We start from the raw sequence: 22006 nt of genomic DNA on the forward strand, positions 1-22006 counted from the left end.
GCAGTAAGCGACTTGAGCGCGTGCCGAGTACATCATTCGTGCGCGATCGCCGCCAGCACATTCATGCGCGACGCACGCAACGCGGGCAGAAGCGCCGCGACCACGCCCACGACCGCCGAACCGACCACCACGGCCACGATCGTGCCCCAGGGGATGGCCAGTGCCTTCATTCCCTGCAGTGCGAGCACCTGCTGGGTGCACACGCCCCACACGAGCCCCAGCGCGAGCCCGAGCACGGCCCCGAACACGGCGATCACCACCGACTCCAGCCGGATCATCCGGCGCAGCTGCCGCCGGGCGAGCCCGATCGCACGCAGCAGGCCGATCTCACGGGTGCGTTCGACGACCGACAGGGCCAGGGTGTTGACCACCCCGAGCACCGCGATGACGATGGCGAGGCCGAGCAGCGCGTACACCAGGTAGAGCAGAACCGCGATCTGGTCGTGCACCAGCTTCTTGTAGTCGGCCTGGTCGCGGACCTGGACCTGGGGGTACGGGGCGAGGGTCTTCTCCAGCCGGGACCGCAGTTGGTCTTTCGGCGTTCCGGGCGCGGCGTTCACGTACAGGCCGGAGTCCTGTCCGTCCGGCACGTACTTCTGGAGTGTCGCCATCCCGAAGTACAGGCCGCCCTCGACGCCGAACCCCTCGACTCCGTCCTGGTCGGTGAGCGCACCGACCTTGAGGACGGTGTGGCGTTCGCCCGGGAACTGGACGGGGATCCTGCTGCCGGACTGTACGTCGTGGCTCTTCGCGAACTTCACATCCATGGCGATGGCGCCCTGCCCGAGTGCGGCCGCCGTGTCGCCCTGGGCGTAGATGACCTGGGCGATGTCGTCGAGGCGAGCGTCGTAACCCGCGGCGGTCGTCTCCACGCGCTTTCCGTCGGGCAGGCTCACCGCGACGGGCGTGAACCTTTGGCGTACGACGAGACCGGCACCGTCGGTGGCGCGGACCCGGTCGGTGATTTCCTGCGGGAAAGGCTGGAAGTTTCTGTTCTGGACCACGAAGTCGGCGCCCAGCGTCTTGTCGATCTGCTGGTCGAAGGACTTCGAGAGGGATTCGCTCGCCACCGACATTCCTGCCACCAGCGCGAGCCCCACCATCAGGGCGGAGGCTGTGGCACCGGTGCGGCGCGGGTTGCGCAGGGCGTTGCGTCGGCTCATCCGCCCGATCGAGCCGAACACAGCGGGGAAGGCGGCACTCAGCACCCGGATCACCGGACGCACCAGCAGCGGGCCTGCGATCACGGTCGCGACGAGCGTGAGGATCACGCCGAGCCCGAGCAGCGAGACAGCCGACGCGGTCTTCGTCGCCCGGACGCACCCCACGAGTGCGGCCACGCCCAAGGTGCCGACGATCGCGCCCGCCACCGCACGGACCTTCAACGGCCGGCCCACACCTGCGACCTCTGCGTCCGCCAGGGCCGCCATGGGGGAGACTCCGGCCGCGCGCCGCGCCGGGACATAGGCGGCCACGAAGGTCACGCCGACCCCGACCAGGTAGGCGGCGACGGGAGTCGCCCAGCCGATCACCATTTCGGTGGACTTCAGGTTCATGCCGAACGCGCTCATCAGGCGGATGAGCGCGGCCGCGAGCCCGATGCCCGCGGCGAGCCCGACCGTCGAGCCGACCACACCGAGCAGCAGCGCCTCCATCAGCACGGACCGGCGCACCTGCCGCCGGTCCGCGCCCAGGGCGCGCAACAGGCCGAGTTCGCGGGTGCGCTGCGCGATGAGCATCGCGAACGTGTTGACGATCAGGAACACACCCACGAGCACGGCGATGCCGGCGAAGCCCAGCATCACGTACTTGATCACGTCGAGGAACGTGCCGAGCTTGTCGGTGTCGGACTTGGCCTGTTCGCCAGCGGTCTTCAGGTCGTAGGCGGAGGAGTGGAGCTGTGCGACGATCCGCTGTTTGAGCTGCCGGTCACTGACGCCTCCCGCCGCGTCCACCGAAATGCTCGTGGCCGCGTCGGGGCTGCCCAGCAGCTTGGTCTGCGCGGTCGGGGTGTCCAGGAAGACCAGGGCGGCACCCGGGTTGGTGGTCGTGAAGGTGGCGATCCCGACGACCCGCACCTTGAACGAGCCGGGCCGGGCGAGGACCGTCAGTGTGTCGCCGATCCGCACGTCCTTGTGCCGGGCGGTGTCCGCGTCCAGGAGTGCCTCACCCTGCCCCTGCGGCGCGTGTCCGGAGGTGAGCTTCACCGGGCTGCGCTCGGTGACGTACCAGTTCTTGGCGATGGTGGGCGCGCCCGTGGTCGGTCCCACGGGGTCGTTCTTGTGGTCGACGACCGTGATGTCGGTGACGGAGGCGTCCACGTGGGCGGCCGCGACGCCGTCGACCTTGGCCACCCGAGCGGCCAGTGAGGCGGGGAGGGTCGCCGTGACCCCGGAGGGGACCTGCGAAGAGAGGTCCTCCTTGGGGCCCACGGTCACATCGGCCGCCGTGGAGGCGAACAGCCGGTCGAAGGTCCGGGTGACCGTGTCCGAGAAGATCAGGCTGCCCGCGACGAACGCGACGGACAGGATGACGGCCAGCGCCGAGAGGGCCAGCCGTCCCTTGTGCGCGAGGAAGCTGCGCAGAGTCGCCTTCAGCACGGTGCCTCAGTCCTCGGGTCTCAGTCCTCGGGTCTCAGTCCGCGGCCCTCAGCGCCGGTCCTCGGGGCCGGACGCGTCGTCGAACGTCGCCCGGATCGAGTCGAAACGCTTCATTCGCTCCAGCACCGCCTCCGCCGTGGGCTGCTCCATCTCGTCCACGATCCGCCCGTCCGCCAGGAAAAGCACCAGGTCGGAGTGGGCGGCCGCGCCCGGATCATGCGTGACCATCACCACGGTCTGTCCCAGCTCGTCCACCGCCTCGCGCAGAAAGCCCAGCACCTCGAGGCCCGCCCGGGAGTCCAGGTTGCCCGTGGGCTCGTCCGCGAAGATCAGCTCGGGGCGGGAGGCGAGCGCTCGAGCACAGGCGACGCGCTGCTGCTGTCCGCCCGACAGCTGCGCCGGCCGGTGCTTCAACCGGTCCCGCAGCCCGAGCGTGTCGATCACCTGGTCCAGCCACTTCTGGTCGGGTTTCTGGCCCGCGATGTCCATCGGGAGCGTGATGTTCTCGGCCGCGTTGAGCGTCGGGATCAGATTGAACGACTGGAACATGAAGCCGATCCGGTCCCGGCGCAGCCGGGTCAGCTCGCGTTCCTTCAGGCCCGTGATCTCGGTGTCGCCGAGCCACACCTGACCGGCCGATACGGTGTCGAGCCCCGCGAGGCAGTGCATCAGGGTGGACTTCCCGGAACCGGAGGGACCCATGACCGCGGTGAAGCGGCCGCGTGCGATGTCCACGTCGACCGCGTCGAGGGCGAGCACCGTCGTCTCGCCCGAGCCGTGCGCCTTCGTCAGACCCCGGGCGCGGGCGGCGATCCCGTCCGCCTCCGCGCGGCCCGGGGCGTGTTCGGCAGCAGCAGTGGACAAGACCGCCTCCTCGCTCGTGACGTCCGACCTTCCGTCTTCCCTCTTCCGGCCGAGCGTAGTGTGACGCACCGCACAGCCGGTATCCCCCCGAAGTCCAGACACGTCTCCACCACAGGTCGTGCCCCTGATGCCGGTGTAAGGGGCACTTTCCACCCTGTGGTGGATTCCTGCCGCCCACTTGCCGCCGCTAGCACCTCGGCGCTAGCGTCGAAGCATGGCGAAGACCCAGCTGAACGTGAGGGTGGACGAGGACACCGCCCGAGCCGCCCGCGAGCGCGCCCTGGAGCGTGGCATGAGCGTCAACCGCTACATAGAAGAGCTGGTACGGCAGGACACCGGGGAAGTCGGTCACACGTTCGTCGAGGCCGCCGCCGACTTCATGAAACAGTACGAGTCCGTCTTCGCCGAGGAGTTCGGCGCCGCCCGCGAGGGCCGAGGCGGGGTCTCGGGCGAGCACCGGAGCGACGGTCGTCGCTGATCCCTTGAGCAACCTCAGAATCGACCTCGCCTGGCTGCTGATGGTCGCGGAACAGAAGACACCCGGAGATCCCCAGATCACGGACTGGGGCGCGCTCGTCGCCGCGGTCAGCCGCCATGAGGCGGAGATATTCGGCGTCCCTGTCTACGACACTCCGCACGCCTGCGCCGCCGCCCTGCTCCAACTCCTGCTGCACGTCCCGGCGTTGGAGCGTTCCAACGCGCTGTTCGCGTCCGCGGTCGCCTACGGCTATCTGGTCGCCAGCGGCGTCAAGGTCGTCACCTCACCGGAACAGGTGCGCGATCTGGCCCTGCTGGTCAAGAGCGGCGAGGCGTCGGTTCACGACATCGCGCAGGAGCTGCGGCAGTGGAGTCTGTGACTACGCTTCACGGCCGGGCCGGCGGGCCGTGCCCAGCACACAGTAGGAGGAGGGCCACCGCGGCCCTTTGGAGGGCACCAACACCCGGCGGTAGGGCCCCAGTTCGAAGCCGGCCGACCTGATCGCGGCGACCGGGTCCCGGCCGACGTGGCAGCCGCCGAACAGCCGCGGCCACACGGTGCGGTCCAGCGTCCGCTGGGCTGCCTCCATCACGCGCCCGCCGCCCCGGCCGTGCTCGAAGAAGCGCAGTTCACCGCCCGGGCGCAGCACCCGTCGTATCTCCGACAGGGCGCGTGAGACATCCCGCACACTGCACAACACCAGCGACACCACCGCCGCGTCGAAGGCCTCGCTCTTCACCGGCAGGGCCTCCGCCGCGCCCGGCGCCACGTCCACGGGCACGTCGGCGCGCAGGGCCGCGGTCAGGGCGAGCTGTCGCAGCGCACGCTCCGGCTCGATCGCGACCACCTCGGCCACCGTGCCGGGGTAGTGCGCGAAGTTCAGACCGTTGCCCGCGCCGATCTCGATCACCCGCCCCGACAGACCGGCGAGGAGGACATCCCGGTGCGGCCCGACGGCCCGTTCGGCGGTGACGCTGAACCGGGCGTAGAAGCGGGCGAAGAGGGGGTGATGGACGGCGTCCTTGGCGGCACTGGCCGGCATGACGGGCCTCCCGGGGGGTGAAGGGCGGGCGACAATGGGATTGTCCCCCGGACGCGCCGCGCGCACGCCCGTCCCATGGCCCCGTCGCCGCCGGGACCATGGACGGGGGCACGACGGGGTGGAGGGCGGCGTGCACCTCGGGAGTGCGTCGACGTCCCGTGCCCCGGTGGCGTCGAGAACGACGGCGGTGGGCCGTTGACTGCCGGCCGCGAGCCCGGTGCGGGCCAGCACCGGTGCGAGGTCCAGCAGTGACCTACCCGCCGTGAGGTGCAGCAGCGGCCCGGTGCGCACCTTGGGCGCTGGAGGCCCCGCACCTGCCGGTACGCGGTCACTCGTCGTTCATCGGTGTGCGGGACGCGGCGCCCTACGGTGCGAATGCGGAGGAGAACGCCTCCGCGTCCCACGTGCCGCCCAGCCGGGGAGCCAGCCAGCCGGGTGCCGCGGCACGGAAGGCGGCGGGCGCGCAGGCCCCGGCTCCCGTGGGCAGCGCGCCGAGCAGGGGCGCCTCGGTCACCTCCGGAAGGTCCGCGAGGTTGCACCGCGAGGCGAGATCGGGGGCATCGGGCCAGCTGCCGATGACCACGCCCGTCAAGTCCACTTTCCGGTGCCGCAGTTCGCGCGCCGTCAGCTCGCTCGCGTTGAGTGTGCCGAGGCCCGCCGGCGCGACCACCAGCACAGGTGCAGCCAGCAGCCGCGCCGCGTCCGCCAGGGTGCCGCCCTCGTCGTCGAACCGTACGAGCAGCCCGCCCGCACCCTCGACGAGCACGAGGTCGTGTTCGACGGCCAGTTCGGCGGCCGCCTCCGCAATCTCGTGCGGCCGCACGGGCGGCATACCTGCCCGCCGTGCCGCCGTGGCGGGCGCCAACGGCTCGGGGTACCGGGCGAGTTCACGCCTCGTCACGGCGCCCGAGAGCCGGGCCACCTCATCGGCGTCCCCGTGCTCGTCGGGCCCCACACCCGTCTGCGCGGGCTTGAGGACGGCCACCGAGCGCCCGGCGGCGACCGCGACCACCGCGACGGCAGCAGTCGTGATTGTCTTGCCGACCTCCGTGCCGGTCCCTGTGATCACCAGTACCGACATGTCAGCCTTCCCGTGCCGCCGCGCACACCGCGCGCGCGATCCGTGCCACGTCCGCGTCCCCCGTCACGTACGGGGGCATCGTGTAGACGAGGTCGCGGAACGGGCGCAGCCACACGCCCTCGCGCATCGCGGCCCGCGTCGCCGCCTCCATGTCGACCTCGTGGTCGAGCTGGACGACCCCGATGGCACCGAGGACCCGCACCTCGCGCACCCCCGGCACGGCCGCCGCCTGAGCGAGCCCATCCCTGAGGCCCGTCTCGATCCGCTTGACCTCCGACTGCCAGTCCTGGCCGAGCAGCAGTCCGATGGAGGCGCAGGCCACGGCCGCCGCCAGGGGGTTGCCCATGAAGGTGGGGCCGTGCGCGAGCACCGGCACAGCGCCGCCGGAGATCCCGTCGGCCACCCGCGGCGTGCACAGTGTCGCCGCCATGGTCATATAGCCGCCGGTCAGCGCCTTGCCCACACACATCACATCCGGCGTCACCGCCGCGTGGTCCGCGGCGAACAGCGCGCCCGTGCGCCCGAACCCGGTGGCGATCTCGTCGAACACGAGCAGCACGTCGTGCGCGTCGCACGCCTCTCGCAGTACCCGCAGATACGCGGGGGAGTGGAAGCGCATCCCGCCCGCGCCCTGCACCACCGGCTCCACGATCACCGCTGCGAGCTCGTCCGCGTGCCGCTCGACCGTCGCGCGCAACCGCTCGGCGTAGGACTCCTCGTAGACGGCCGGTGGCGCCTCCTCGAACACCTGGCGGGGCAGGACGCCCCGCCACAGCTCGTGCATACCCCCGTCGGGGTCGCACACCGACATCGGGTGCCAGGTGTCGCCGTGGTATCCGCCGCGCCAGGTCAGCAGCCGCTGCTTGGCGGGGCGGCCGAGCGAACGCCAGTACTGCAGGCACATCTTGACCGCGACCTCGACCGAGACCGAGCCGGAGTCCGCGAGGAACACATGCTCGAGACCTTCGGGTGACATGTCGACAAGGAGCTTCGCGAGTCGGACGGCGGGCTCGTGGGTGAGCCCCCCGAACATCACATGGCTCATCCGCGCCAACTGTTCGCGCGCGGCCTCGTTGAGCACCGGGTGGTTGTAGCCGTGGATGGCCGACCACCAGGACGACATGCCGTCGACCAGTTCGCCGGAGCCGTCGGCCAGGCGCAGACGCACTCCGCTCGCGCACTCCACGACGAGCGGCTGCTGTCGGCCGGGCATGGGCCCGTACGGATGCCAGACGTGCTGCCGGTCCAGCGCCAGCAGCTCGTCCACGGCCAGGTCAGGCATTGGGCGCGAGGTCCGTTCCGGCACCCCGGCGGCGTACGGCGACCAGGTCCGTACGGGCCTCGTTGACGTGCGGCGCCGAGGCGGAACCACAGACACCGGCGCTCCCGTGGGACCCGCATCCGGCGCCTTCTCCGGACCCGCAGCCGTCGCCCCCGTGGGACCCGCAGCCACCTGCCGCCCGGTGCTGGGGCAGCGTCACCTGGTCCGTGCCCTCCACCTCGAACCCGGCGTCCGCGATCATCTCCAGGTCCGCCCTGCCCGCCTGGCCCTCGCTGGTCAGGTAGTCGCCCAGGAAGACGGAGTTGGCCAGGTGCAGGGCCAGCGGCTGCAGCGTACGGAGGTGGACCTCCCGGCCGCCCGCGATGCGCACCTCCACGTCCGGGCACACGAACCGCACCATGGCGAGGACCCGCAGACACCGCTGCGGGGTCAGGTTCCACTCCTGGGCGAGCGGGGTTCCTTCGAACGGGATCAGGAAGTTCACCGGAACGGAGTCCGGGTCGAGCTCTCGCAGCGAGAAGACGACGTCGACCAGGTCCTGATCGCTCTCGCCCATGCCCGCGATCAGTCCGGAGCAGGCCGACAGGCCGGCGGCGTGCGCCTTATGCACCGTGTCGACCCGGTCGGCGTAGGTGTGCGTGGTGGTGATGTCCCCGTAGGTCGCCTCGGACGTGTTGAGGTTGTGGTTGTAGGCGTCGGCGCCCGCGGTGCGCAGCCGCTCAGCCTGGCCGTCGGAGAGCAGACCGAGGCAGGCGCACACCTCGACGCCCTCGTTCTGCTCCTTGATGGTCCTGATGGTGTCCGAGACCCGGTCCACGTCCCGGTCGGTGGGCCCGCGGCCGCTCGCCACCAGGCAGACCCGCTTCGCCCCGCCCGCGACTCCCGCCGCCGCGGCGTCGGAGGCTTCGTCCGGCTTGAGCCAGGTGTACTTCAGGATGTCGGCCTTCGAACCGAGCCGCTGGGAACAGTAGGAACAGTCCTCGGGGCACAGGCCGGACTTCAGGTTGACGAGATAGTTGAGTTTCACCCGTCGGCCGAACCAGTGGCGGCGTACCTTGCCGGCCGCGGCCACCACATCGAGCACGTCGTCGTCGGAAGTGGCGAGGACGGCCAGAGCTTCCTCGCGGGTCGGCAGTTCGCGCCGCAGCCCCTTGTCCACCAGCGTGTTCAGCAGGTCCATGAGAGCCGATCCTGTCCTACGGGAGCGTCCTGGGCCAAGGAGAGTTCGCACAACAGACACCGTTCGACGTGTGGGTATTGCCACACCCTGGGCGGCTGGTCGTCCCGCTAGTGTCTGTGCACTGCCTACAAAAGCCCGGAGGAGCCATGGCGTTCGGCTGGATCGACGAGCAGGCGCGGGCGCGCCGCCGGGCCGGACTCGTCCGCACCCTGCGCCCCCGAGCCGCCGACTCCCCGCTCCTCGACCTCGCGAGCAACGACTACCTGGGCCTGGCCCGCCATCCCGAGATCGCCGAGGGCGCTGCGGAGGCGGCCCGTCTGTGGGGCGGCGGCTCGACCGGTTCACGGCTCGTCACCGGCACCACCGAACTGCACAGGGAACTGGAGTGCGAACTGGCTGACTTCTGCGGCTTCGAGGCGGCTCTCGTCTTCTCCTCCGGTTACACGGCCAACCTCGCGGCGGTCACCGCGCTGGCACCGCACGGCTCGCTGGTCGTCTCCGACGCGGGCAACCACGCCTCGCTCATCGACGGCTGCCGGCTCGCGCGCGGCACCACCCAGGTCGTCGCGCACGCCGACCCCGAGGCGGTCCGCAAGGCGCTCGACACTCACCGCGGACCCGCCGTCGCGGTCTCCGACACGGTGTTCTCCGTGGACGGCGACGCCGCCCCCTTGGGCGAACTGGCATCTGTGTGCCGTGCGTTCGAGGCCGGGCTCATCGTCGACGACGCGCACGGGCTCGGCGTCCTCGGGGCCGGTGGCCGTGGCGCCCCGTACGCGGCGGGCCTCGCGGGCGCGCCGGACGTGGTGGTGACGGTGACGCTGTCGAAGTCGCTGGGCAGCCAGGGCGGCGCCGTCCTCGGTCCGGCGCGTGTGATCGACCATCTGGTGAACGCGGCCCGGACCTTCATCTTCGACACCGGGCTCGCCCCGGCGGCGGCGGGCGCGGCTCTCGCGGCGCTGCGTCTGCTGCGCCGCGAGCCGGAGCGCGCCGCTCGGGCCCGCACGGTGGCGACGGCCCTGCACGCCCGCCTCACGGCCGAGGGCCATGAGGCGGTGCGGCCGGACGCCGCCGTGGTCTCCGTGCGGGCACCCTCCCCGGAACAGGCCCTACGGTGGGCGGCCGACTGCCGGGCGGCGGGGGTCGCCGTCGGCTGCTTCCGTCCGCCGTCGGTGCCCGACGGCATCTCACGGCTGCGTCTGACCGCTCGCGCCGACCTCACCGAGTGGCAGGTCGAGCGCGCCGTACGCGTGATCGGCGAGACGCGACCGTGAGTCGGCGAAACGGCCGTGCATCGCGCGTCGTACGGATGATCGCACCGACCGGTGCGATGTGGTGGAGGAGTAACCGCTACAGGAGCGACTCGGAAATCGGCTCGAAATTGGCCGATTTACGACCTGGTCGCACGAACGTGATCAGCTCAGTCCGGTCAGGAACTCCTCCCAGGCCTCGGGAGTGAAGAGCAGGGCGGGTCCGGTCACGTTCTTCGAGTCGCGCACCGCCACCAGTCCGGACCAGGGCCCCGGGCCCGGTCGGGCGGTCTCGACGCAGTTGTTCATTCCGGTACTGCGGCTGCTGCGCAGCCACCGCGCACCGTGCAGGGAGGTACTGGAAGGGACGTGCCGAGGCAGTGCTGACATGGTGCCTCCTTATGCGTCGCCGGCCAACGCGGCGATGTAATCCAACGTGTCCTCGGGTGAAAGGGCGTGGACCTGAAGGGCGTTGAAGGCCTCGCTGTAGGCCTGAAGGTCTTCTTTCCGCTCGAGGTAGAGGCTACTCGTCAAGTGGTCGAGAACGACCACATCCAGATCGGACCTGCTCGGAAATGAGAAGATAACGAAAGGTCCGGTAACGCCGATGTGTGCCCCGGCGGCGAACGGAAGGAGCTGGAGCCGCACCTGGGGCAGTCTGGCCGCGTGCAGCAGCCGCTTCAGCTGACGCGCCATGACCTCCGGCCCGCCGACCTCCCGGCGCAGCACCGCCTCGTCCAGGACGGCGCTCAGTTCCAGCGGCGGATCGGCGCGCAGCACGTCCTGCCGGGCCAGGCGCACCTCCACCAGGGCATCCAGCTTGTCGTCCTCCAGGGTGCCGACGGCGGCCCGGGTCACGGCCCGGGCGTACTCGGGCGTCTGCAGTAGACCCGGCACCACAGAGGTCTCCAGTGTGCGCATCCCGCTCGCCTGGGACTCCAGACTGATGAAATCGCGGTAGGTCGGCGGCAGCACCCCGCGGTACGCGTGCCACCAGTTCTGCCGCCCGCCGCCGTCCTCCGAGCCCGCAAGCACGAGCAGCAGTTCCCGCAGTTCGGCGTCCTTGACGCCGTAGGCGTCCAGCAGTAGACGTACGTCCGCCGGTTTGACCCCGCTGGCGCCCGTCTCGATCCGGCTCACCTTCGACTGGTGCCAGCCGACGAGGGTGGCCGCCTCACCGCTCGTGAGTCCCGCCCGGGCGCGCAGAGCGCGCAATTCGGCACCGAGTTTGCGGCGGCGTACCGCTGGTCCGTACTGCATGGCCGACTCCTTCCGCACGGCGCGCGGTTTTCACGGCGACGCTAGAGGATGGGCCCGGGTGCTGCCCAAATACGGTCGGTCGTCGGAGAGTTCACCGCTTCGAGCGACAGATATATGCATATCTCGGGGGATCGCACCCGACAGGGCCCCGGTGATGGCAGTCTGGCGCGCAGCACCAAGTCCGGGACCGTTACTCGAACCAACCGCTCCGTGTCGGACTCCGGTCCCGTGGGAAAGGGACGACGTCGCCATGGCAGACCATCAGGAAGCCTCCGTCACTCTGCCGAGCGATCCCGCCTCGGTCTCCGCCGCCAGAAAATACGTCTCAGGCGTCCTCACCGAATGGGGTATGCCGAGCGACGCCGAAGTCGCCGACGCCGTGCGACTGATCGTTTCGGAACTCGCCACCAACGCCGTGCAGCACACCTTCGGGCAGTCACCCACGTTCACGGTCGACATCGCGCTCGACCGGGACGAGTTACTGCGCATCGGTGTCACCGACAGCCACCCGCGCTTCCCCAAACGGCTGCCCGCGGCCGTACAACAGGACAACGGCCGCGGGATGGTGATCATCCGTTGGCTCGCCGCGGAGAACGGCGGCACGCTGAGCGTGCGGCCCACCCGCGAGGGCGGCAAGACGGTCGCCATCGAACTGCCGTGGGCCACGCCGGTGGAGTCGGTCACGGCGGGCGGTCAGCAAGAGCCTTGAAGCCGCGGCTGACCGCGTCCGCGCCCGCTCCGGCTCGTCCGGCACTTCCGGCCGAGGCGCGCCCGCACCCGCCCGTCGGCCGCGGACCACACAGACGCCCCTAGGGAGTCACCGGGAGCCATCCGGCGGTTCCCGGTCTCCCGCTCGTTCTGGAGCCTGAGGTGCTGTGGCGACGGCCCGCTGGACCATCCGGGGCATGAAGCGCCACAGGCCGACGCAGACCAGGAAGGTTCCCGTACCGGCGGCGACACCGGCGACGCGGCCGAGGGACACGTCCACCACGAGCAGTACCGACCCGGTGAACGCCAGGGTCAGCACCAGCAGCCCGAGCGCGGCCAGGCGGGACGAGATCCGCACGATGGCGGGCTTGAGGTTCTGCTGGAAGAGCGCGCGGTGCAGCGCGGCGGGAGCCGTGAACAGGGCCGCGGCCAGCACGGACAGCAGGAGCGTGGTGACGTACGTGACACGCTGGACGGTGTCGAGGGACGGAAAGCGCGGGGTGAACGCCAGGGTCAGCAGGAAGGCGAAGAGGATCTGCACCCCGGTCTGGGTGACGCGCAGTTCCTGCAACAGCTCGGCGAAGTTGCGGTCGGCGCGCTCCAGGGGTGTCTCGTGCCGTGCCTGGGGAGGAGGTCGGTCCGCCATGGTGAACGAGTAACCATTCCGGCCCGCCTCACGCCTCGGTGGGGGTGACGGCGTACGAGCCGTCACCCCACCGGACGGGTCAGCTGACCCGTCCGTACCAGACGCTCTTCGTCCAGATCTTCTGGAGCCTGACCACGTCTCCGGTCTTCGGCGAGTGCCAGATCTTTCCCTTCCCGGCGTAGATGCCGACGTGGTAGACGTACCGGCCCGAGTGGAAGAACACCAGGTCTCCCGCCCTGCGATGGGACGCGGAAATGTGGTGCGTCTTGTTGTACTGCGCCGCGGCCGTGCGGGGCAGTTTCTTGCCCGCCTTCTTGAACGCGTAGAGCGTGAGCCCCGAGCAGTCGAAGCGGCGCGGCCCGGTGGCGCCGTACTTGTAGGGGGATCCCTTCTTGGACGCCGCGATCTGCAGCGCCTTCGTCGCCGGAGTCGCGGCGGTCGCGTCGGTGGCGAGGCCGGGGGCCGCGATGCCGCCGCCGACGGCGGCAAGGGTGAGGGCCGAGGCCGTGCCGGCCCGGGTCAGCAGCGACGGGACACGATTGAGCGCAGTCATGCGCAACCCTTCGTCAGCCGCCTGTGAAGGATGACCTGTCGGATTCGGACTGGCGAAGTAGCCCGGCCGCTCGCGCGGCTTCACCCCAAGGACCGCCCGGATCTCTCCGGTGGCCCGCCTTGCTGGGTCCTCCACTCCTGCCGATCCACTCCTGTCGACCGGTCATCCGGGCGGCGGCAGGATTCGGCGTCCGCCCGGACCGCCCCGCCGCGGTGGCGGGGGCTTGTCGTCAGGAAGGGATCTTCACGCACCGATGTCCGAAAATCACAATGGAACCGGGGGTTTGTGGCATTACTCACCACTCACCCGTTCGGATGGACAGCCGTCCGTTCGGGGGGTGTTGAGGGGCTTGACGAGGCTCGGACCTGCACCGGAGCACGTCATTCCGGCCTGGGACCGGGCGTGTTGCGCATGATTTCCGGGCCCACGGACGGAGGAGCGTCTACTCCGACCGCGGGTCCCCCGTTTGGATCGTTTGTGTCGCGGTGGACGGGGAAGGCCCGATGCCGGAGGGCCGGACCGCCCCAACGTCCCTGTCGCTGTGGGTTGGTCACTACTCGTCAGAGTGCCGGAGGTACCGTGACGCGGGCGGCGCGGCGTTCGCCGTCGAGGACGCGGAGGGCGCGGGCGAGGGTGGGGCCGTGCAGTTCGTTCTCCCCGCGCTGGTGCATCAGCGTCAGCGCCTCGCGCAGGGCTGTTGCCTTGCTCACCAGGGCCTGGGCAGCTCTCAGTCCGCGATACGTGTCTCCGGAGTGCGCCGGGTTGATGCGGCCGAGCAGGTCGACCACGTCGAGGTAACGGTCGATCAACTCGGCCTCGGCGCGGGTCAGCGCGGGCAACGGGGGCAGTTCGGGCGGCAGCATCGGCGGCTCACCTCGCGCCCGGCGCGGTGCGCGACGCCTTGCGGCTCGGGATGATGCGGTCGACGAGTCCGTACTCCACCGCAGCCGGCGCGTCGAGGATCTTGTCCCGCTCGATGTCGGCGGCGATCCGCTCCGGGCTCTGCCCGGTGTGCCGGGCGAGCATCTCCTCCAGTCGCCTGCGGGTGCGTGTCAGTTCCTCGGCCTGGATGGCCAGGTCGGTGGCCTGCCCCTGGATGGGCTCCGGCAGGGACGGCTGGTGGATCAGCACCCGCGCTCCTGGCAGCGCGAACCGCTTGCCCGGTGTGCCCCCGGCGAGCAGGACGGCCGCGGCGGAAGCCGCCTGGCCGAGGCAGATCGTCTCCACGTCGCAACCGACGTACTGCATCGTGTCGTAGACGGCGGTCATCGCGCTGAACGTGCCGCCAGGGGAGTTGATGTACAGCGAGATGTCCCGGTCCGGGTCCAGGTACTCGAGGTGCATGAACTGCGCCATCACGTCGTTGGCCGAGGTGTCGTCGATCGGCGTCCCGAGGAACACGATCCGCTCGTCCAGCAGCTTGGCGTACGGGTCAAGGGTCCGCTGTCCGTAGCCGGTGCGTTCGGTGAACTCGGGCAGGACGTAGCGGGCGGACGGTCGGTTCATGGGCACGCGCCTCCTCGGAATCGCTCCTGTAAAAAATGTACAGGACGTACGTTCCTCAGAGAGTGGAGCATGCTGAGAGCGAAAACCGCGAAGTCCCCGGCCGGATCTTCCGCTCTCGGAGGCCTGTCAGGACCTCGGTCTAAGCTGGACGCATGGCCTACGAGATTCCGGTGACGCAAGCCAGGGCTGAGCTCGCCGATCTGATCAACCGGGTGGTGTACGGCGGCGAGCGCGTCGTCGTGACGCGGCACGGAAAGCCTCTCGTCGCCCTGGTCTCCGCCGCCGACCTCGAGCGGCTCGCCGCACTGGACGCTGCCGAGGAGCAGATGATCAGCTCGGTATCCAGCGTCCGCGACGTTTCTTCGGCCCCGCGTGAGCGCCGCCGCTTCGGCATCGCGGCCGAGCACCGGGGGCCCAACGCGTCCTGACGACGGTCGGGGGTTCATTCGGGCCGTCTCCCGCTCGTTTGCGACAGGCTCGACGTTCTGCCCGCGCCGCGCACTGCCTCCGAGCAGTACCAGGCCAGGCCGATCGCCGCCCGCCAGCGTTCGTTTTGTCTGCGGCCCACCGTGCGCAGATACGCCGCGGCTGTGAGAACGAACGTTCGTTTTACAATGCGGGTCGCCATGGCCCATGTATCCCAGGAACACCTCGAGGCCCGCCGTCGGCAGATTCTCGACGGCGCGGCGCTCTGCTTCGCGCGCAACGGGTTCCACGCCACCGCGCAGGATGTGCTGAAGGAGGCCGACCTCTCCGCGGGCGCTGTCTACCGCTACTTCAGCGGGAAGGAGGAGCTCATCGCCGCGATCGTCGGCGAGGTGCTCGACGCGCTGCGCGAACGTATGAGGGGGCGGCCGTCGAGACGCCGCCGCCACTGCCCGACGTGCTGATCTCCCGCGCCCTCGCGCAGATGCAGGAGATCAGGCCGGGGGTGCTGGACAGCGGTGAATGCGTCTTCCCGCGCCTGCTGATCCAGGTCTGGACGGAGGTCCTGCGCAACGACCGGTTGTCCGCCGTGGCCCACACGGGCTACGACCAGGTCCGGCCGCGTGGGCGAGGGTCGTGGAGGGCTACAAGCCCGCGGCCTGATCGCGAACGACGCCGACTCCGAGGCCATGGCGCTTAGCCTGACTGGATCACAGCTCGGTTAACTTGCTTGAAACTCGGTCCAACTAGCCTGCCCATCCACGCCACCAGGGACTTTGCCCCGTGGCTGCGGCAACCGGGCCCCGCACGGTCCGGAGCGAGGACTGTGAGGTGGGCACGTGCAACTGACCCCGCACGAGCAAGAGAGGCTGCTGATCCATGTGGCGGCCGACGTCGCCGAGAAGCGCCGGGCCCGCGGGCTCAAGCTGAACCACCCCGAGGCGGTCGCGCTCATCACGTCGCACATCCTCGAAGGCGCGCGTGACGGCCGTACGGTCTCCGAGCTCATGGCCTCCGGGCGCAAACTGCTCACCCGGGACGACGTGATGGAAGGCATCCCCGAGATGATCCATGACGTCCAGGTCGAGGCGACCTTCCCGGACGGCACCAAGCTCGTCACCGTCCACGACCCGATCGTCTGACGGGGAGCGGCCATGATTCCGGGAGAGATCCTGTTCGCGGACGACCCGATCGTCTACAACGAGGGCCGTGAGGTCACCCTGCTGACCGTGCTCAACGCCGCCGACCGGCCCGTCCAGGTCGGCTCCCACTATCACTTCGCCGAGGCGAACCCGGGCCTGGACTTCGACCGCGCAGCCGCGCGCGGCAAGCGGCTGAACATCGCCGCCGGCACCGCGGTGCGCTTCGAGCCCGGCATCCCCGTCGACGTCGAACTCGTTCCGCTCGCCGGCGCCCGCGTCGTGCCCGGACTGCGCGGGGAGACCGGAGGTGCCCTCGATGCCTGAGATCTCGCGTGCCGCGTACGCCGACCTGTTCGGACCGACCACCGGGGACCGCATCCGCCTCGCCGACACCGATCTGATCGTCGAGATCGAGGAGGATCGTTCCGGCGGCCCTGGACTTGCCGGGGACGAGGCTGTGTTCGGCGGCGGCAAGGTCATCCGTGAATCCATGGGCCAGTCACGTGCCACACGCGCGGACGGCACCCCCGACACCGTCATCACCGGTGTCGTCATCGTCGACCACTGGGGGATCGTCAAGGCCGACATCGGCATCCGCGACGGCCGGATCAGCGCCATCGGCAAGGCCGGCAACCCGGACACCATGGACGGCGTCCACCCGGACCTGGTGATCGGCCCGGAGACGGAGATCATCGCGGGCAACGGCCGGATCGTCACGGCCGGCGCCATCGACGCGCATGTCCACTTCATCTGTCCGCAGATCGCCGACGAGGCGCTCTCCTCGGGCATCACCACGCTGATCGGCGGCGGTACCGGACCGGCCGAGGGCTCCAAGGCGACCACCGTCACGCCCGGCCCCTGGCATCTGGCACGGATGCTGGAGGCGATGGAGGCGTACCCGCTCAACTTCGGTCTCCTCGGCAAGGGCAACACCGTCTCACAGGACGCGATGCTCTCCCAGATCCGTGGGGGCGCACTCGGCCTGAAGCTGCACGAGGACTGGGGCTCCACGCCCGCCGTCATCGACGCGGCCCTGACGGTCGCCGACCGCACCGGCGTCCAGATCGCCATTCACACGGACACCCTCAACGAGGCCGGGTTCGTGGGTGACACGCTCGCCGCGATCAACGGCCGCGGCATCCACGCGTACCACACGGAGGGCGCGGGCGGCGGGCACGCGCCGGACATCATGACCGTGGTGTCCGAGTCGCACGTACTGCCCAGCTCCACCAACCCGACCCGGCCCTTCACCGTCAACACCGCCGAGGAACACCTCGACATGCTGATGGTGTGCCACCACCTGAACCCGGCGGTGCCCGAGGATCTGGCGTTCGCCGAGTCGCGGATCAGGCCGTCCACGATCGGTGCGGAGGACATACTTCACGATCTGGGCGCGGTTTCGATCATCTCCTCCGACTCCCAGGCCATGGGCCGGGTCGGCGAGGTCATCATGCGGACCTGGCAGACCGCCCATGTGATGAAGGGGCGGCGGGGTGCGCTACCGGGCGACGGCCGCGCGGACAACCACCGCGTACGTCGCTATGTCGCCAAGTACACGATCAACCCGGCGCTCGCCCAGGGTCTCGCCCACGAGATCGGCTCCGTGGAGACCGGTAAGCTCGCCGACCTGGTGCTGTGGGAGCCGGCGTTCTTCGGGGTCAAGCCGCACCTCGTCATCAAGGGCGGACAGATCGCCTACGCGCAGATGGGCGACGCCAACGCGTCCATCCCGACGCCGCAGCCGATCCTGCCGCGGCCGATGTACGGGGCGATCGGGCGGGCACCGGCTTCGAACTCGGTGAACTTCGTGGCGCCGCTGGCGATCGAGGACGGGCTGCCGGAGCGGCTCTCGCTCGGGAAGAAGTTCGTGGCCATCGAGTCGACGCGCGGGGTCACCAAGGCGGACATGCGCGAGAACGACGCCCGTCCGCAGGTGCGAGTCGACCCCGACAGTTTCGCCGTCCACATCGACGGTGAGCTGGTCGAGGCGACACCTGCCGCTGAACTTCCCATGGCCCAGCGGTACTTCCTTTTCTGATGTCCCGCGCAGCGCTACTCGTACTGGCCGACGGCCGCTTCCCCGCCGGAGGGCACGCACACTCCGGCGGGGCCGAGGCGGCCGTGCGCGCCGGGCGGATCACCGGGGCAGGGACGCTGGAGGAGTTCTGCCGCGGGCGGCTGTACACGGCGGGGCTGGTGTCCGCCTCGCTCGCCGCGGCGGCCGCGCTCGGCGTGGACCCGGTCGCGTTGGACGCCGCCGCGGACGCCCGTACACCCTCGCCCGCGCTGCGCGTCGCCGCGCGCAGGCTGGGGCGGCAGCTGATGCGGGCGGCCAGGGCGACGTGGCCCTCCGGGGAGCTCGAGGCGGTGGCGCGGGAGTTCCCCAAGGGGGCGCATCAGCCGGTCGTACTGGGGCTGGCGGCGCGGGCGGCCGGGCTGGGGGCCGAGGATGCCGCGCACTGCTGCGCATACGAGAACGTGAGCGGACCGGCCACGGCCGTCGTGCGGTTGCTGAGCCTTGACCCCTTCGATGCGTCGGGCGTTCTCGCGCGCCTGGCGCCCGAGCTGGATCTGGTCGCCGATCAGGCGAGCGAGGCGGCCCGGCGCGTGGTCGACGAGGGGGTCGATGCCCTGCCTGCCGCTTCCGCTCCGTTGCTGGACATCAGTGCGGAGGCGCATGCGGCCTGGCCTGTGCGTCTGTTCGCGTCGTAGGAGCACCTTCCCCCCGCCGCCCCACATGACATTTGGAGCCGTACATCATGCACCTCGACCACTCCCACGACGGACCCGCGGCCCTCAGCGCCGACGCCCACCGGCCCGACGGCTCCCGCCGTGCCCTGCGGATCGGGCTCGGTGGCCCCGTCGGATCCGGCAAGACCGCCACTGTGGCCGCACTCTGCCGGGCCCTGCGGGAGGAGTTGTCCCTCGCCGTCGTGACCAACGACATCTACACCCGGGAGGACGCCGAGTTCCTGCTGCGCGAGGCCGTGCTGCCGCCCGAGCGGATCACCGCCGTCGAGACGGGAGCCTGTCCGCACACCGCCATCCGGGACGACATCTCCGCCAACCTCGAAGCCGTGGAGGACCTGGAGGACGAGGTCGGACCGCTCGATATCGTTCTCGTCGAGTCCGGTGGGGACAACCTCACGGCCACCTTCTCCAAAGGGCTCGTCGACGCGCAGATCTTCGTGATCGATGTCGCGGGCGGGGACGACATTCCGCGCAAGGGCGGTCCCGGTGTCACCACCGCCGATCTGCTCGTCGTCAACAAGACCGACCTCGCGCCGTATGTCGGTTCCGATCTCGCCCGGATGGCCGCCGACGCGAAGGCACAGCGGGCCGAGCTGCCCGTCGTGTTCCAGTCGCTGCGAAGCGAGGCGGGGGTCACCGACGTCGCCGGCTGGGTGCGGGCGCAGCTGGCCGCGTGGACCGCGTGACCGCGGGGGTGAGGGCCACCGCACGGATCGTGGCCCGCGAGGACGGCCGGGGCGGTACGTCCCTGCCGGTGCTGTCGGGCGAGGGGCCGCTCGCGCTGCGCCGCACCCGTGCGAGCGGTGACGAGGCGCGCGTCATGCTCGTCGGCGCGATGAGCGGGCCGCTCGGCGGCGACCACTTCACGGTCGAGGCGGAAGTGGCGAGCGGTGCCCGGCTCCACGTGGGATCGGCCGCCGCCACCATCGCACTGCCCGGGCAGGCCAAGGGCGAGGCCCGCTACGACGTCCGTCTCGATGTGGCCGCCGGGGGTGAACTGCGCTGGCTGCCCGAGCAGTTGATCTCGACGCAGGGCAGCGAGCTGTACGTCTCCTCGCGCATCGACCTGGCGCCGGGCGCCCGTCTCGTCCACCGCGAGGAACAGGTCCTCGGGCGCTTCGGCGAGGAACCCGGGCGGCTCACCAGTCGTCTCACCGTACGGCTGGACGGACGGCCGCTGCTCGACCAGGAGGTGGCCTGCGGACCCGGCGCCCCCGGTGGATGGGACGGCCCTGCCGTGCTGGCGGGACACCGGGCGCTCGGGCAGCTCGTCGTCGTACGGCCCGAGTTCGTGCGGACAGCCGCCGAGCCCCGGCTGCTGGGGGAGTACGCCGCTCTCGCCCCGCTGGCCGGACCCGCGGTGCTGGTCACCGCGGTCGCGCCCGATGCGCTGCGACTGCGCCGTGTCCTGGACGAGGCGCTGCGCGACCTGGCTTGAGCGGTCCTCTCCGCTCAACGGAGGGTGAAGTACCGGTTATCGGATTGGCAAAGAAAGTCAAGTTCCCCCTGTTCTCAGGGACCTCATAGCCGAAAAGATCCCCGTACCAATCGCAACGATGCACGGGGAGGACCCACTTGAGGGGAATCAGAGCGACGAGACGGGCGAGCGCGCTCGGATCCGCGGGGGCGCTCGTCACGGCGACGCTGATAGCCGGCGCCGTGGCGGCACCGTCGGCCACCGCCGACACACGTCACGGCCAGGACCGGGAGGCCCGCGGCGCCGCGATCGCCGCCGCGCGGGCCGCCGAGGCCGGCATCGACTGGCGGGACTGTCCGGCCGACTGGGGGCTCGAGAAGCCCATCCAGTGCGGCTGGGTCACCGTTCCGCTCGACTACGCCCACCCGAACGGCAAGCAGATCAAGCTCGCCGTGGACCGCATCGGGAACACGGGCACCAAGGAGGAGCGTCAGGGCGCCCTCGTCTACAACCCGGGCGGGCCGGGCGGCTCCGGGCTGCGCTTCCCGCGCCGGGTCACCACCAAGAGCCCGATCTGGGCCAACGTGGCGAAGGCGTACGACTTCGTCGGCTTCGACCCGCGCGGCGTCGGCCACTCGGCGCCCATCTCCTGCGCGGACCCGCAGGAGTTCGTGAAGGCGCCCAAGGCGGACCCGGTCCCCGACTCCGAGGCGGACAAGCTCGCCCAGCGGGGGCTCGCCCGTGAGTACGCGGAGGGCTGCGCGGAGCGCTCCGGCCTGGCGGTGCTGCAGCAGATGACCACGCCCAACACCGTGCGCGACCTGGACGTCATTCGCGCCGCACTGGGCGAGAAGAAGCTCAACTACCTGGGCGTCTCGTACGGCACGTACATCGGCGCCGTCTACGGCACGCTCTTCCCGGGCCACCTGCGCCGCATGATCGTCGACAGCGTGGTCAACCCGTCACGCGAGAAGATCTGGTACCAGGCCAACCTGGACCAGGACGTCGCGTTCGAGGGCCGCTGGAAGGACTGGGAGGACTGGGTCGCCGCGAACGACGCCTCCTTCCACCTGGGCACCACTCGCGCCGCGGTGCAGGAGAAGTGGCTTCAGCTGCGCGCCACGGCGAAGAAGGCGCCCATCGGCGGCGTCGTCGGCCCGGCCGAGCTGATCTCCTTCTTCCAGAGCGCTCCGTACTACGACTCCTCGTGGGTGCCGGTCGCCACCGTCTTCAGCAAGTACGTCGCCGGGGACACCCAGGCGCTCGTCGACGCGGCGGCGCCCGACCTGTCGGACACGGCCGGCAACATCGCCTCCGAGAACGGCAACGCGGTCTACACGGCCGTCGAGTGCACCGACGCCAAGTGGCCCACGAGCTGGCGGAAGTGGGACCGGGACAACACCCGGCTCAACAAGGACTACCCGTTCATGACGTGGGCGAACGCATGGATGAACCTGCCGTGCGCCACGTGGCCGGTCAAGCAGCAGACCCCGGTGGACGTGAAGACCGGCAAGGGTCTGCCGACCGTCCTGATCGTGCAGTCCACTCGGGATGCCGCGACGCCCTTCGAAGGCGCGGTCGAGCTGCACAAGCGTTTCAAGGGTTCCCGTCTGATCATCGAGAAGAACGCGGGATCCCATGGTGTGACCGGTCTGGTCAACCCGTGCATCAACAGCCGGGTGGACACGTACCTGCTCACCGGCAAGACGGACGGCGCCGACGTGACGTGCACGCCGCACGCCACCCCGACGCCGTAGTCGCAACGCAATCACGAGGGGGCGGCCGGGATCCGGCCGCCCCCTCGTCGTCCCTGGAAGGCG

At 70.5% G+C, this 22006-nt stretch carries 25 protein-coding genes and 1 riboswitch; of the genes, 13 read left to right on the forward strand and 12 right to left on the reverse strand.

Annotated elements, in window-relative coordinates:
• Window positions 1-32: 32 nt before the first annotated feature.
• Both ACZ3TS_RS00660 and ACZ3TS_RS00665 read right to left on the reverse strand, forming a co-directional pair.
• Window positions 33-2600 carry an ABC transporter permease gene (locus ACZ3TS_RS00660; RefSeq protein WP_467611979.1) on the reverse strand — a complete coding sequence of 856 codons (2568 nt, stop codon included), beginning with the start codon at window positions 2598-2600 and terminating at the stop codon, window positions 33-35.
• A gap of 48 nt (window positions 2601-2648) precedes the next feature.
• A complete protein-coding gene (locus ACZ3TS_RS00665) occupies window positions 2649-3464 on the reverse strand; it encodes an ABC transporter ATP-binding protein (protein WP_467611982.1) in 816 nt (271 codons plus the stop codon).
• 214 nt (window positions 3465-3678) lie between these two features.
• Here ACZ3TS_RS00665 and ACZ3TS_RS00670 point away from each other — a divergent pair, with 214 nt between their 5' ends.
• On the forward strand, window positions 3679-3942 hold the full coding sequence (locus tag ACZ3TS_RS00670; RefSeq protein WP_467611985.1) for an antitoxin: 264 nt from the start codon (window positions 3679-3681) through the stop codon (window positions 3940-3942).
• A 4-nt stretch (window positions 3943-3946) separates the two neighbouring features.
• Window positions 3947-4321: a fic family toxin-antitoxin system, toxin component gene (locus tag ACZ3TS_RS00675; protein ID WP_467611988.1), complete on the forward strand. Its 375-nt coding sequence runs from the start codon at window positions 3947-3949 to the stop codon at window positions 4319-4321.
• On the opposite strand, the gene ACZ3TS_RS00680 is transcribed toward ACZ3TS_RS00675, so the two are convergent.
• The 4 genes from ACZ3TS_RS00680 to bioB form a co-directional block, all read right to left on the reverse strand.
• A complete protein-coding gene (locus ACZ3TS_RS00680) occupies window positions 4322-4984 on the reverse strand; it encodes a class I SAM-dependent methyltransferase (protein ID WP_467611991.1) in 663 nt (220 codons plus the stop codon).
• 364 nt (window positions 4985-5348) lie between these two features.
• Window positions 5349-6065, reverse strand: coding sequence for a dethiobiotin synthase (bioD, locus tag ACZ3TS_RS00685; protein WP_467611994.1), 717 nt, complete (start codon window positions 6063-6065; stop codon window positions 5349-5351).
• A gap of 1 nt (window position 6066) precedes the next feature.
• On the reverse strand, window positions 6067-7347 hold the full coding sequence (locus ACZ3TS_RS00690; protein ID WP_467611997.1) for an adenosylmethionine--8-amino-7-oxononanoate transaminase: 1281 nt from the start codon (window positions 7345-7347) through the stop codon (window positions 6067-6069).
• Complete coding sequence (gene bioB / locus ACZ3TS_RS00695; RefSeq protein ID WP_467612000.1) at window positions 7340-8527, reverse strand: biotin synthase BioB; 1188 nt, start codon at window positions 8525-8527, stop codon at window positions 7340-7342. The genes ACZ3TS_RS00690 and bioB overlap by 8 nt, the downstream gene beginning before the upstream one ends.
• A gap of 146 nt (window positions 8528-8673) precedes the next feature.
• Between bioB and ACZ3TS_RS00700 the strand changes: the two genes are divergently transcribed.
• The gene (locus ACZ3TS_RS00700; protein WP_467612003.1) at window positions 8674-9801 is read left to right on the forward strand and encodes an 8-amino-7-oxononanoate synthase; all 1128 of its coding nucleotides are present in this window, start codon (window positions 8674-8676) and stop codon (window positions 9799-9801) included.
• 141 nt (window positions 9802-9942) lie between these two features.
• On the opposite strand, the gene ACZ3TS_RS00705 is transcribed toward ACZ3TS_RS00700, so the two are convergent.
• Together ACZ3TS_RS00705 and ACZ3TS_RS00710 are read right to left on the reverse strand one after the other, a co-directional pair.
• Entirely contained in the window at window positions 9943-10167 is a 225-nt protein-coding gene (locus ACZ3TS_RS00705; protein ID WP_467612006.1) for a DUF397 domain-containing protein, read from the reverse strand.
• 9 nt (window positions 10168-10176) lie between these two features.
• A complete protein-coding gene (locus ACZ3TS_RS00710; protein WP_467612009.1) occupies window positions 10177-11037 on the reverse strand; it encodes a helix-turn-helix domain-containing protein in 861 nt (286 codons plus the stop codon).
• A gap of 250 nt (window positions 11038-11287) precedes the next feature.
• Here ACZ3TS_RS00710 and ACZ3TS_RS00715 point away from each other — a divergent pair, with 250 nt between their 5' ends.
• A complete protein-coding gene (locus ACZ3TS_RS00715; RefSeq protein ID WP_467612011.1) occupies window positions 11288-11746 on the forward strand; it encodes an ATP-binding protein in 459 nt (152 codons plus the stop codon).
• A gap of 108 nt (window positions 11747-11854) precedes the next feature.
• On the opposite strand, the gene ACZ3TS_RS00720 is transcribed toward ACZ3TS_RS00715, so the two are convergent.
• The 4 genes from ACZ3TS_RS00720 to ACZ3TS_RS00735 all read right to left on the reverse strand — a co-directional run bounded on the left by ACZ3TS_RS00720 (window position 11855) and on the right by ACZ3TS_RS00735 (window position 14450).
• Complete coding sequence (locus tag ACZ3TS_RS00720; protein WP_467612014.1) at window positions 11855-12391, reverse strand: DUF6328 family protein; 537 nt, start codon at window positions 12389-12391, stop codon at window positions 11855-11857.
• Between the two features lie 79 nt (window positions 12392-12470).
• Window positions 12471-12944, reverse strand: a complete 474-nt coding sequence (locus tag ACZ3TS_RS00725) for a C40 family peptidase (protein WP_467612017.1) — start codon at window positions 12942-12944, stop codon at window positions 12471-12473.
• A gap of 3 nt (window positions 12945-12947) precedes the next feature.
• Window positions 12948-13143, reverse strand: a riboswitch (cyclic di-AMP (ydaO/yuaA leader).
• Window positions 13144-13504: 361 nt separating this feature from the next.
• The gene (locus tag ACZ3TS_RS00730) at window positions 13505-13807 is read right to left on the reverse strand and encodes a hypothetical protein (RefSeq protein WP_467612020.1); all 303 of its coding nucleotides are present in this window, start codon (window positions 13805-13807) and stop codon (window positions 13505-13507) included.
• A gap of 7 nt (window positions 13808-13814) precedes the next feature.
• On the reverse strand, window positions 13815-14450 hold the full coding sequence (locus ACZ3TS_RS00735) for an ATP-dependent Clp protease proteolytic subunit (protein WP_467612023.1): 636 nt from the start codon (window positions 14448-14450) through the stop codon (window positions 13815-13817).
• 152 nt (window positions 14451-14602) lie between these two features.
• Between ACZ3TS_RS00735 and ACZ3TS_RS00740 the strand changes: the two genes are divergently transcribed.
• The 9 genes from ACZ3TS_RS00740 (at window position 14603) to ACZ3TS_RS00780 (ending at window position 21943) form a co-directional block, all read left to right on the forward strand.
• Complete coding sequence (locus ACZ3TS_RS00740) at window positions 14603-14878, forward strand: type II toxin-antitoxin system Phd/YefM family antitoxin (protein ID WP_467612026.1); 276 nt, start codon at window positions 14603-14605, stop codon at window positions 14876-14878.
• 198 nt (window positions 14879-15076) lie between these two features.
• Window positions 15077-15340 carry a TetR/AcrR family transcriptional regulator gene (locus tag ACZ3TS_RS00745; RefSeq protein ID WP_467612029.1) on the forward strand — a complete coding sequence of 88 codons (264 nt, stop codon included), beginning with the start codon at window positions 15077-15079 and terminating at the stop codon, window positions 15338-15340.
• Window positions 15341-15715: 375 nt separating this feature from the next.
• Entirely contained in the window at window positions 15716-16018 is a 303-nt protein-coding gene (locus ACZ3TS_RS00750) for an urease subunit gamma (protein ID WP_467612032.1), read from the forward strand.
• 12 nt (window positions 16019-16030) lie between these two features.
• Entirely contained in the window at window positions 16031-16342 is a 312-nt protein-coding gene (locus ACZ3TS_RS00755; RefSeq protein WP_467612035.1) for an urease subunit beta, read from the forward strand.
• Window positions 16335-18056: an urease subunit alpha gene (locus ACZ3TS_RS00760; protein ID WP_467612038.1), complete on the forward strand. Its 1722-nt coding sequence runs from the start codon at window positions 16335-16337 to the stop codon at window positions 18054-18056. The genes ACZ3TS_RS00755 and ACZ3TS_RS00760 overlap by 8 nt, the downstream gene beginning before the upstream one ends.
• The gene (locus ACZ3TS_RS00765) at window positions 18056-18730 is read left to right on the forward strand and encodes an urease accessory protein UreF (RefSeq protein WP_467612041.1); all 675 of its coding nucleotides are present in this window, start codon (window positions 18056-18058) and stop codon (window positions 18728-18730) included. Before ACZ3TS_RS00760 ends, ACZ3TS_RS00765 begins: the two co-directional genes overlap by 1 nt.
• A 47-nt stretch (window positions 18731-18777) precedes the next feature.
• Entirely contained in the window at window positions 18778-19455 is a 678-nt protein-coding gene (ureG, locus tag ACZ3TS_RS00770; protein ID WP_467612044.1) for an urease accessory protein UreG, read from the forward strand.
• Window positions 19452-20207 carry an urease accessory protein UreD gene (locus ACZ3TS_RS00775; protein ID WP_467612605.1) on the forward strand — a complete coding sequence of 252 codons (756 nt, stop codon included), beginning with the start codon at window positions 19452-19454 and terminating at the stop codon, window positions 20205-20207. Before ureG ends, ACZ3TS_RS00775 begins: the two co-directional genes overlap by 4 nt.
• 137 nt (window positions 20208-20344) lie before the next feature.
• Window positions 20345-21943, forward strand: a complete 1599-nt coding sequence (locus tag ACZ3TS_RS00780; RefSeq protein WP_467612047.1) for an alpha/beta hydrolase — start codon at window positions 20345-20347, stop codon at window positions 21941-21943.
• The last annotated feature ends 63 nt before the right edge of the window (window positions 21944-22006 follow it).

The organism is Streptomyces sp. NPDC022910, from assembly GCF_055561075.1.

Coding starts and splice junctions, on each gene's coding strand:
- ACZ3TS_RS00670 (WP_467611985.1), top strand. CDS start 3,679: ATGGCGAAGACCCAGCTGAACGTGAGGGTGGACGAGGACACCGCCCGA.
- ACZ3TS_RS00680 (WP_467611991.1), bottom strand. CDS start 4,984: ATGCCGGCCAGTGCCGCCAAGGACGCCGTCCATCACCCCCTCTTCGCC.
- bioD (WP_467611994.1), bottom strand. CDS start 6,065: ATGTCGGTACTGGTGATCACAGGGACCGGCACGGAGGTCGGCAAGACA.
- ACZ3TS_RS00690 (WP_467611997.1), bottom strand. CDS start 7,347: ATGCCTGACCTGGCCGTGGACGAGCTGCTGGCGCTGGACCGGCAGCAC.
- bioB (WP_467612000.1), bottom strand. CDS start 8,527: ATGGACCTGCTGAACACGCTGGTGGACAAGGGGCTGCGGCGCGAACTG.
- ACZ3TS_RS00700 (WP_467612003.1), top strand. CDS start 8,674: ATGGCGTTCGGCTGGATCGACGAGCAGGCGCGGGCGCGCCGCCGGGCC.
- ACZ3TS_RS00705 (WP_467612006.1), bottom strand. CDS start 10,167: ATGTCAGCACTGCCTCGGCACGTCCCTTCCAGTACCTCCCTGCACGGT.
- ACZ3TS_RS00710 (WP_467612009.1), bottom strand. CDS start 11,037: ATGCAGTACGGACCAGCGGTACGCCGCCGCAAACTCGGTGCCGAATTG.
- ACZ3TS_RS00715 (WP_467612011.1), top strand. CDS start 11,288: ATGGCAGACCATCAGGAAGCCTCCGTCACTCTGCCGAGCGATCCCGCC.
- ACZ3TS_RS00720 (WP_467612014.1), bottom strand. CDS start 12,391: ATGGCGGACCGACCTCCTCCCCAGGCACGGCACGAGACACCCCTGGAG.
- ACZ3TS_RS00725 (WP_467612017.1), bottom strand. CDS start 12,944: ATGACTGCGCTCAATCGTGTCCCGTCGCTGCTGACCCGGGCCGGCACG.
- ACZ3TS_RS00730 (WP_467612020.1), bottom strand. CDS start 13,807: ATGCTGCCGCCCGAACTGCCCCCGTTGCCCGCGCTGACCCGCGCCGAG.
- ACZ3TS_RS00735 (WP_467612023.1), bottom strand. CDS start 14,450: ATGAACCGACCGTCCGCCCGCTACGTCCTGCCCGAGTTCACCGAACGC.
- ACZ3TS_RS00740 (WP_467612026.1), top strand. CDS start 14,603: ATGGCCTACGAGATTCCGGTGACGCAAGCCAGGGCTGAGCTCGCCGAT.
- ACZ3TS_RS00745 (WP_467612029.1), top strand. CDS start 15,077: ATGGCCCATGTATCCCAGGAACACCTCGAGGCCCGCCGTCGGCAGATT.
- ACZ3TS_RS00755 (WP_467612035.1), top strand. CDS start 16,031: ATGATTCCGGGAGAGATCCTGTTCGCGGACGACCCGATCGTCTACAAC.
- ACZ3TS_RS00760 (WP_467612038.1), top strand. CDS start 16,335: ATGCCTGAGATCTCGCGTGCCGCGTACGCCGACCTGTTCGGACCGACC.
- ACZ3TS_RS00765 (WP_467612041.1), top strand. CDS start 18,056: ATGTCCCGCGCAGCGCTACTCGTACTGGCCGACGGCCGCTTCCCCGCC.
- ureG (WP_467612044.1), top strand. CDS start 18,778: ATGCACCTCGACCACTCCCACGACGGACCCGCGGCCCTCAGCGCCGAC.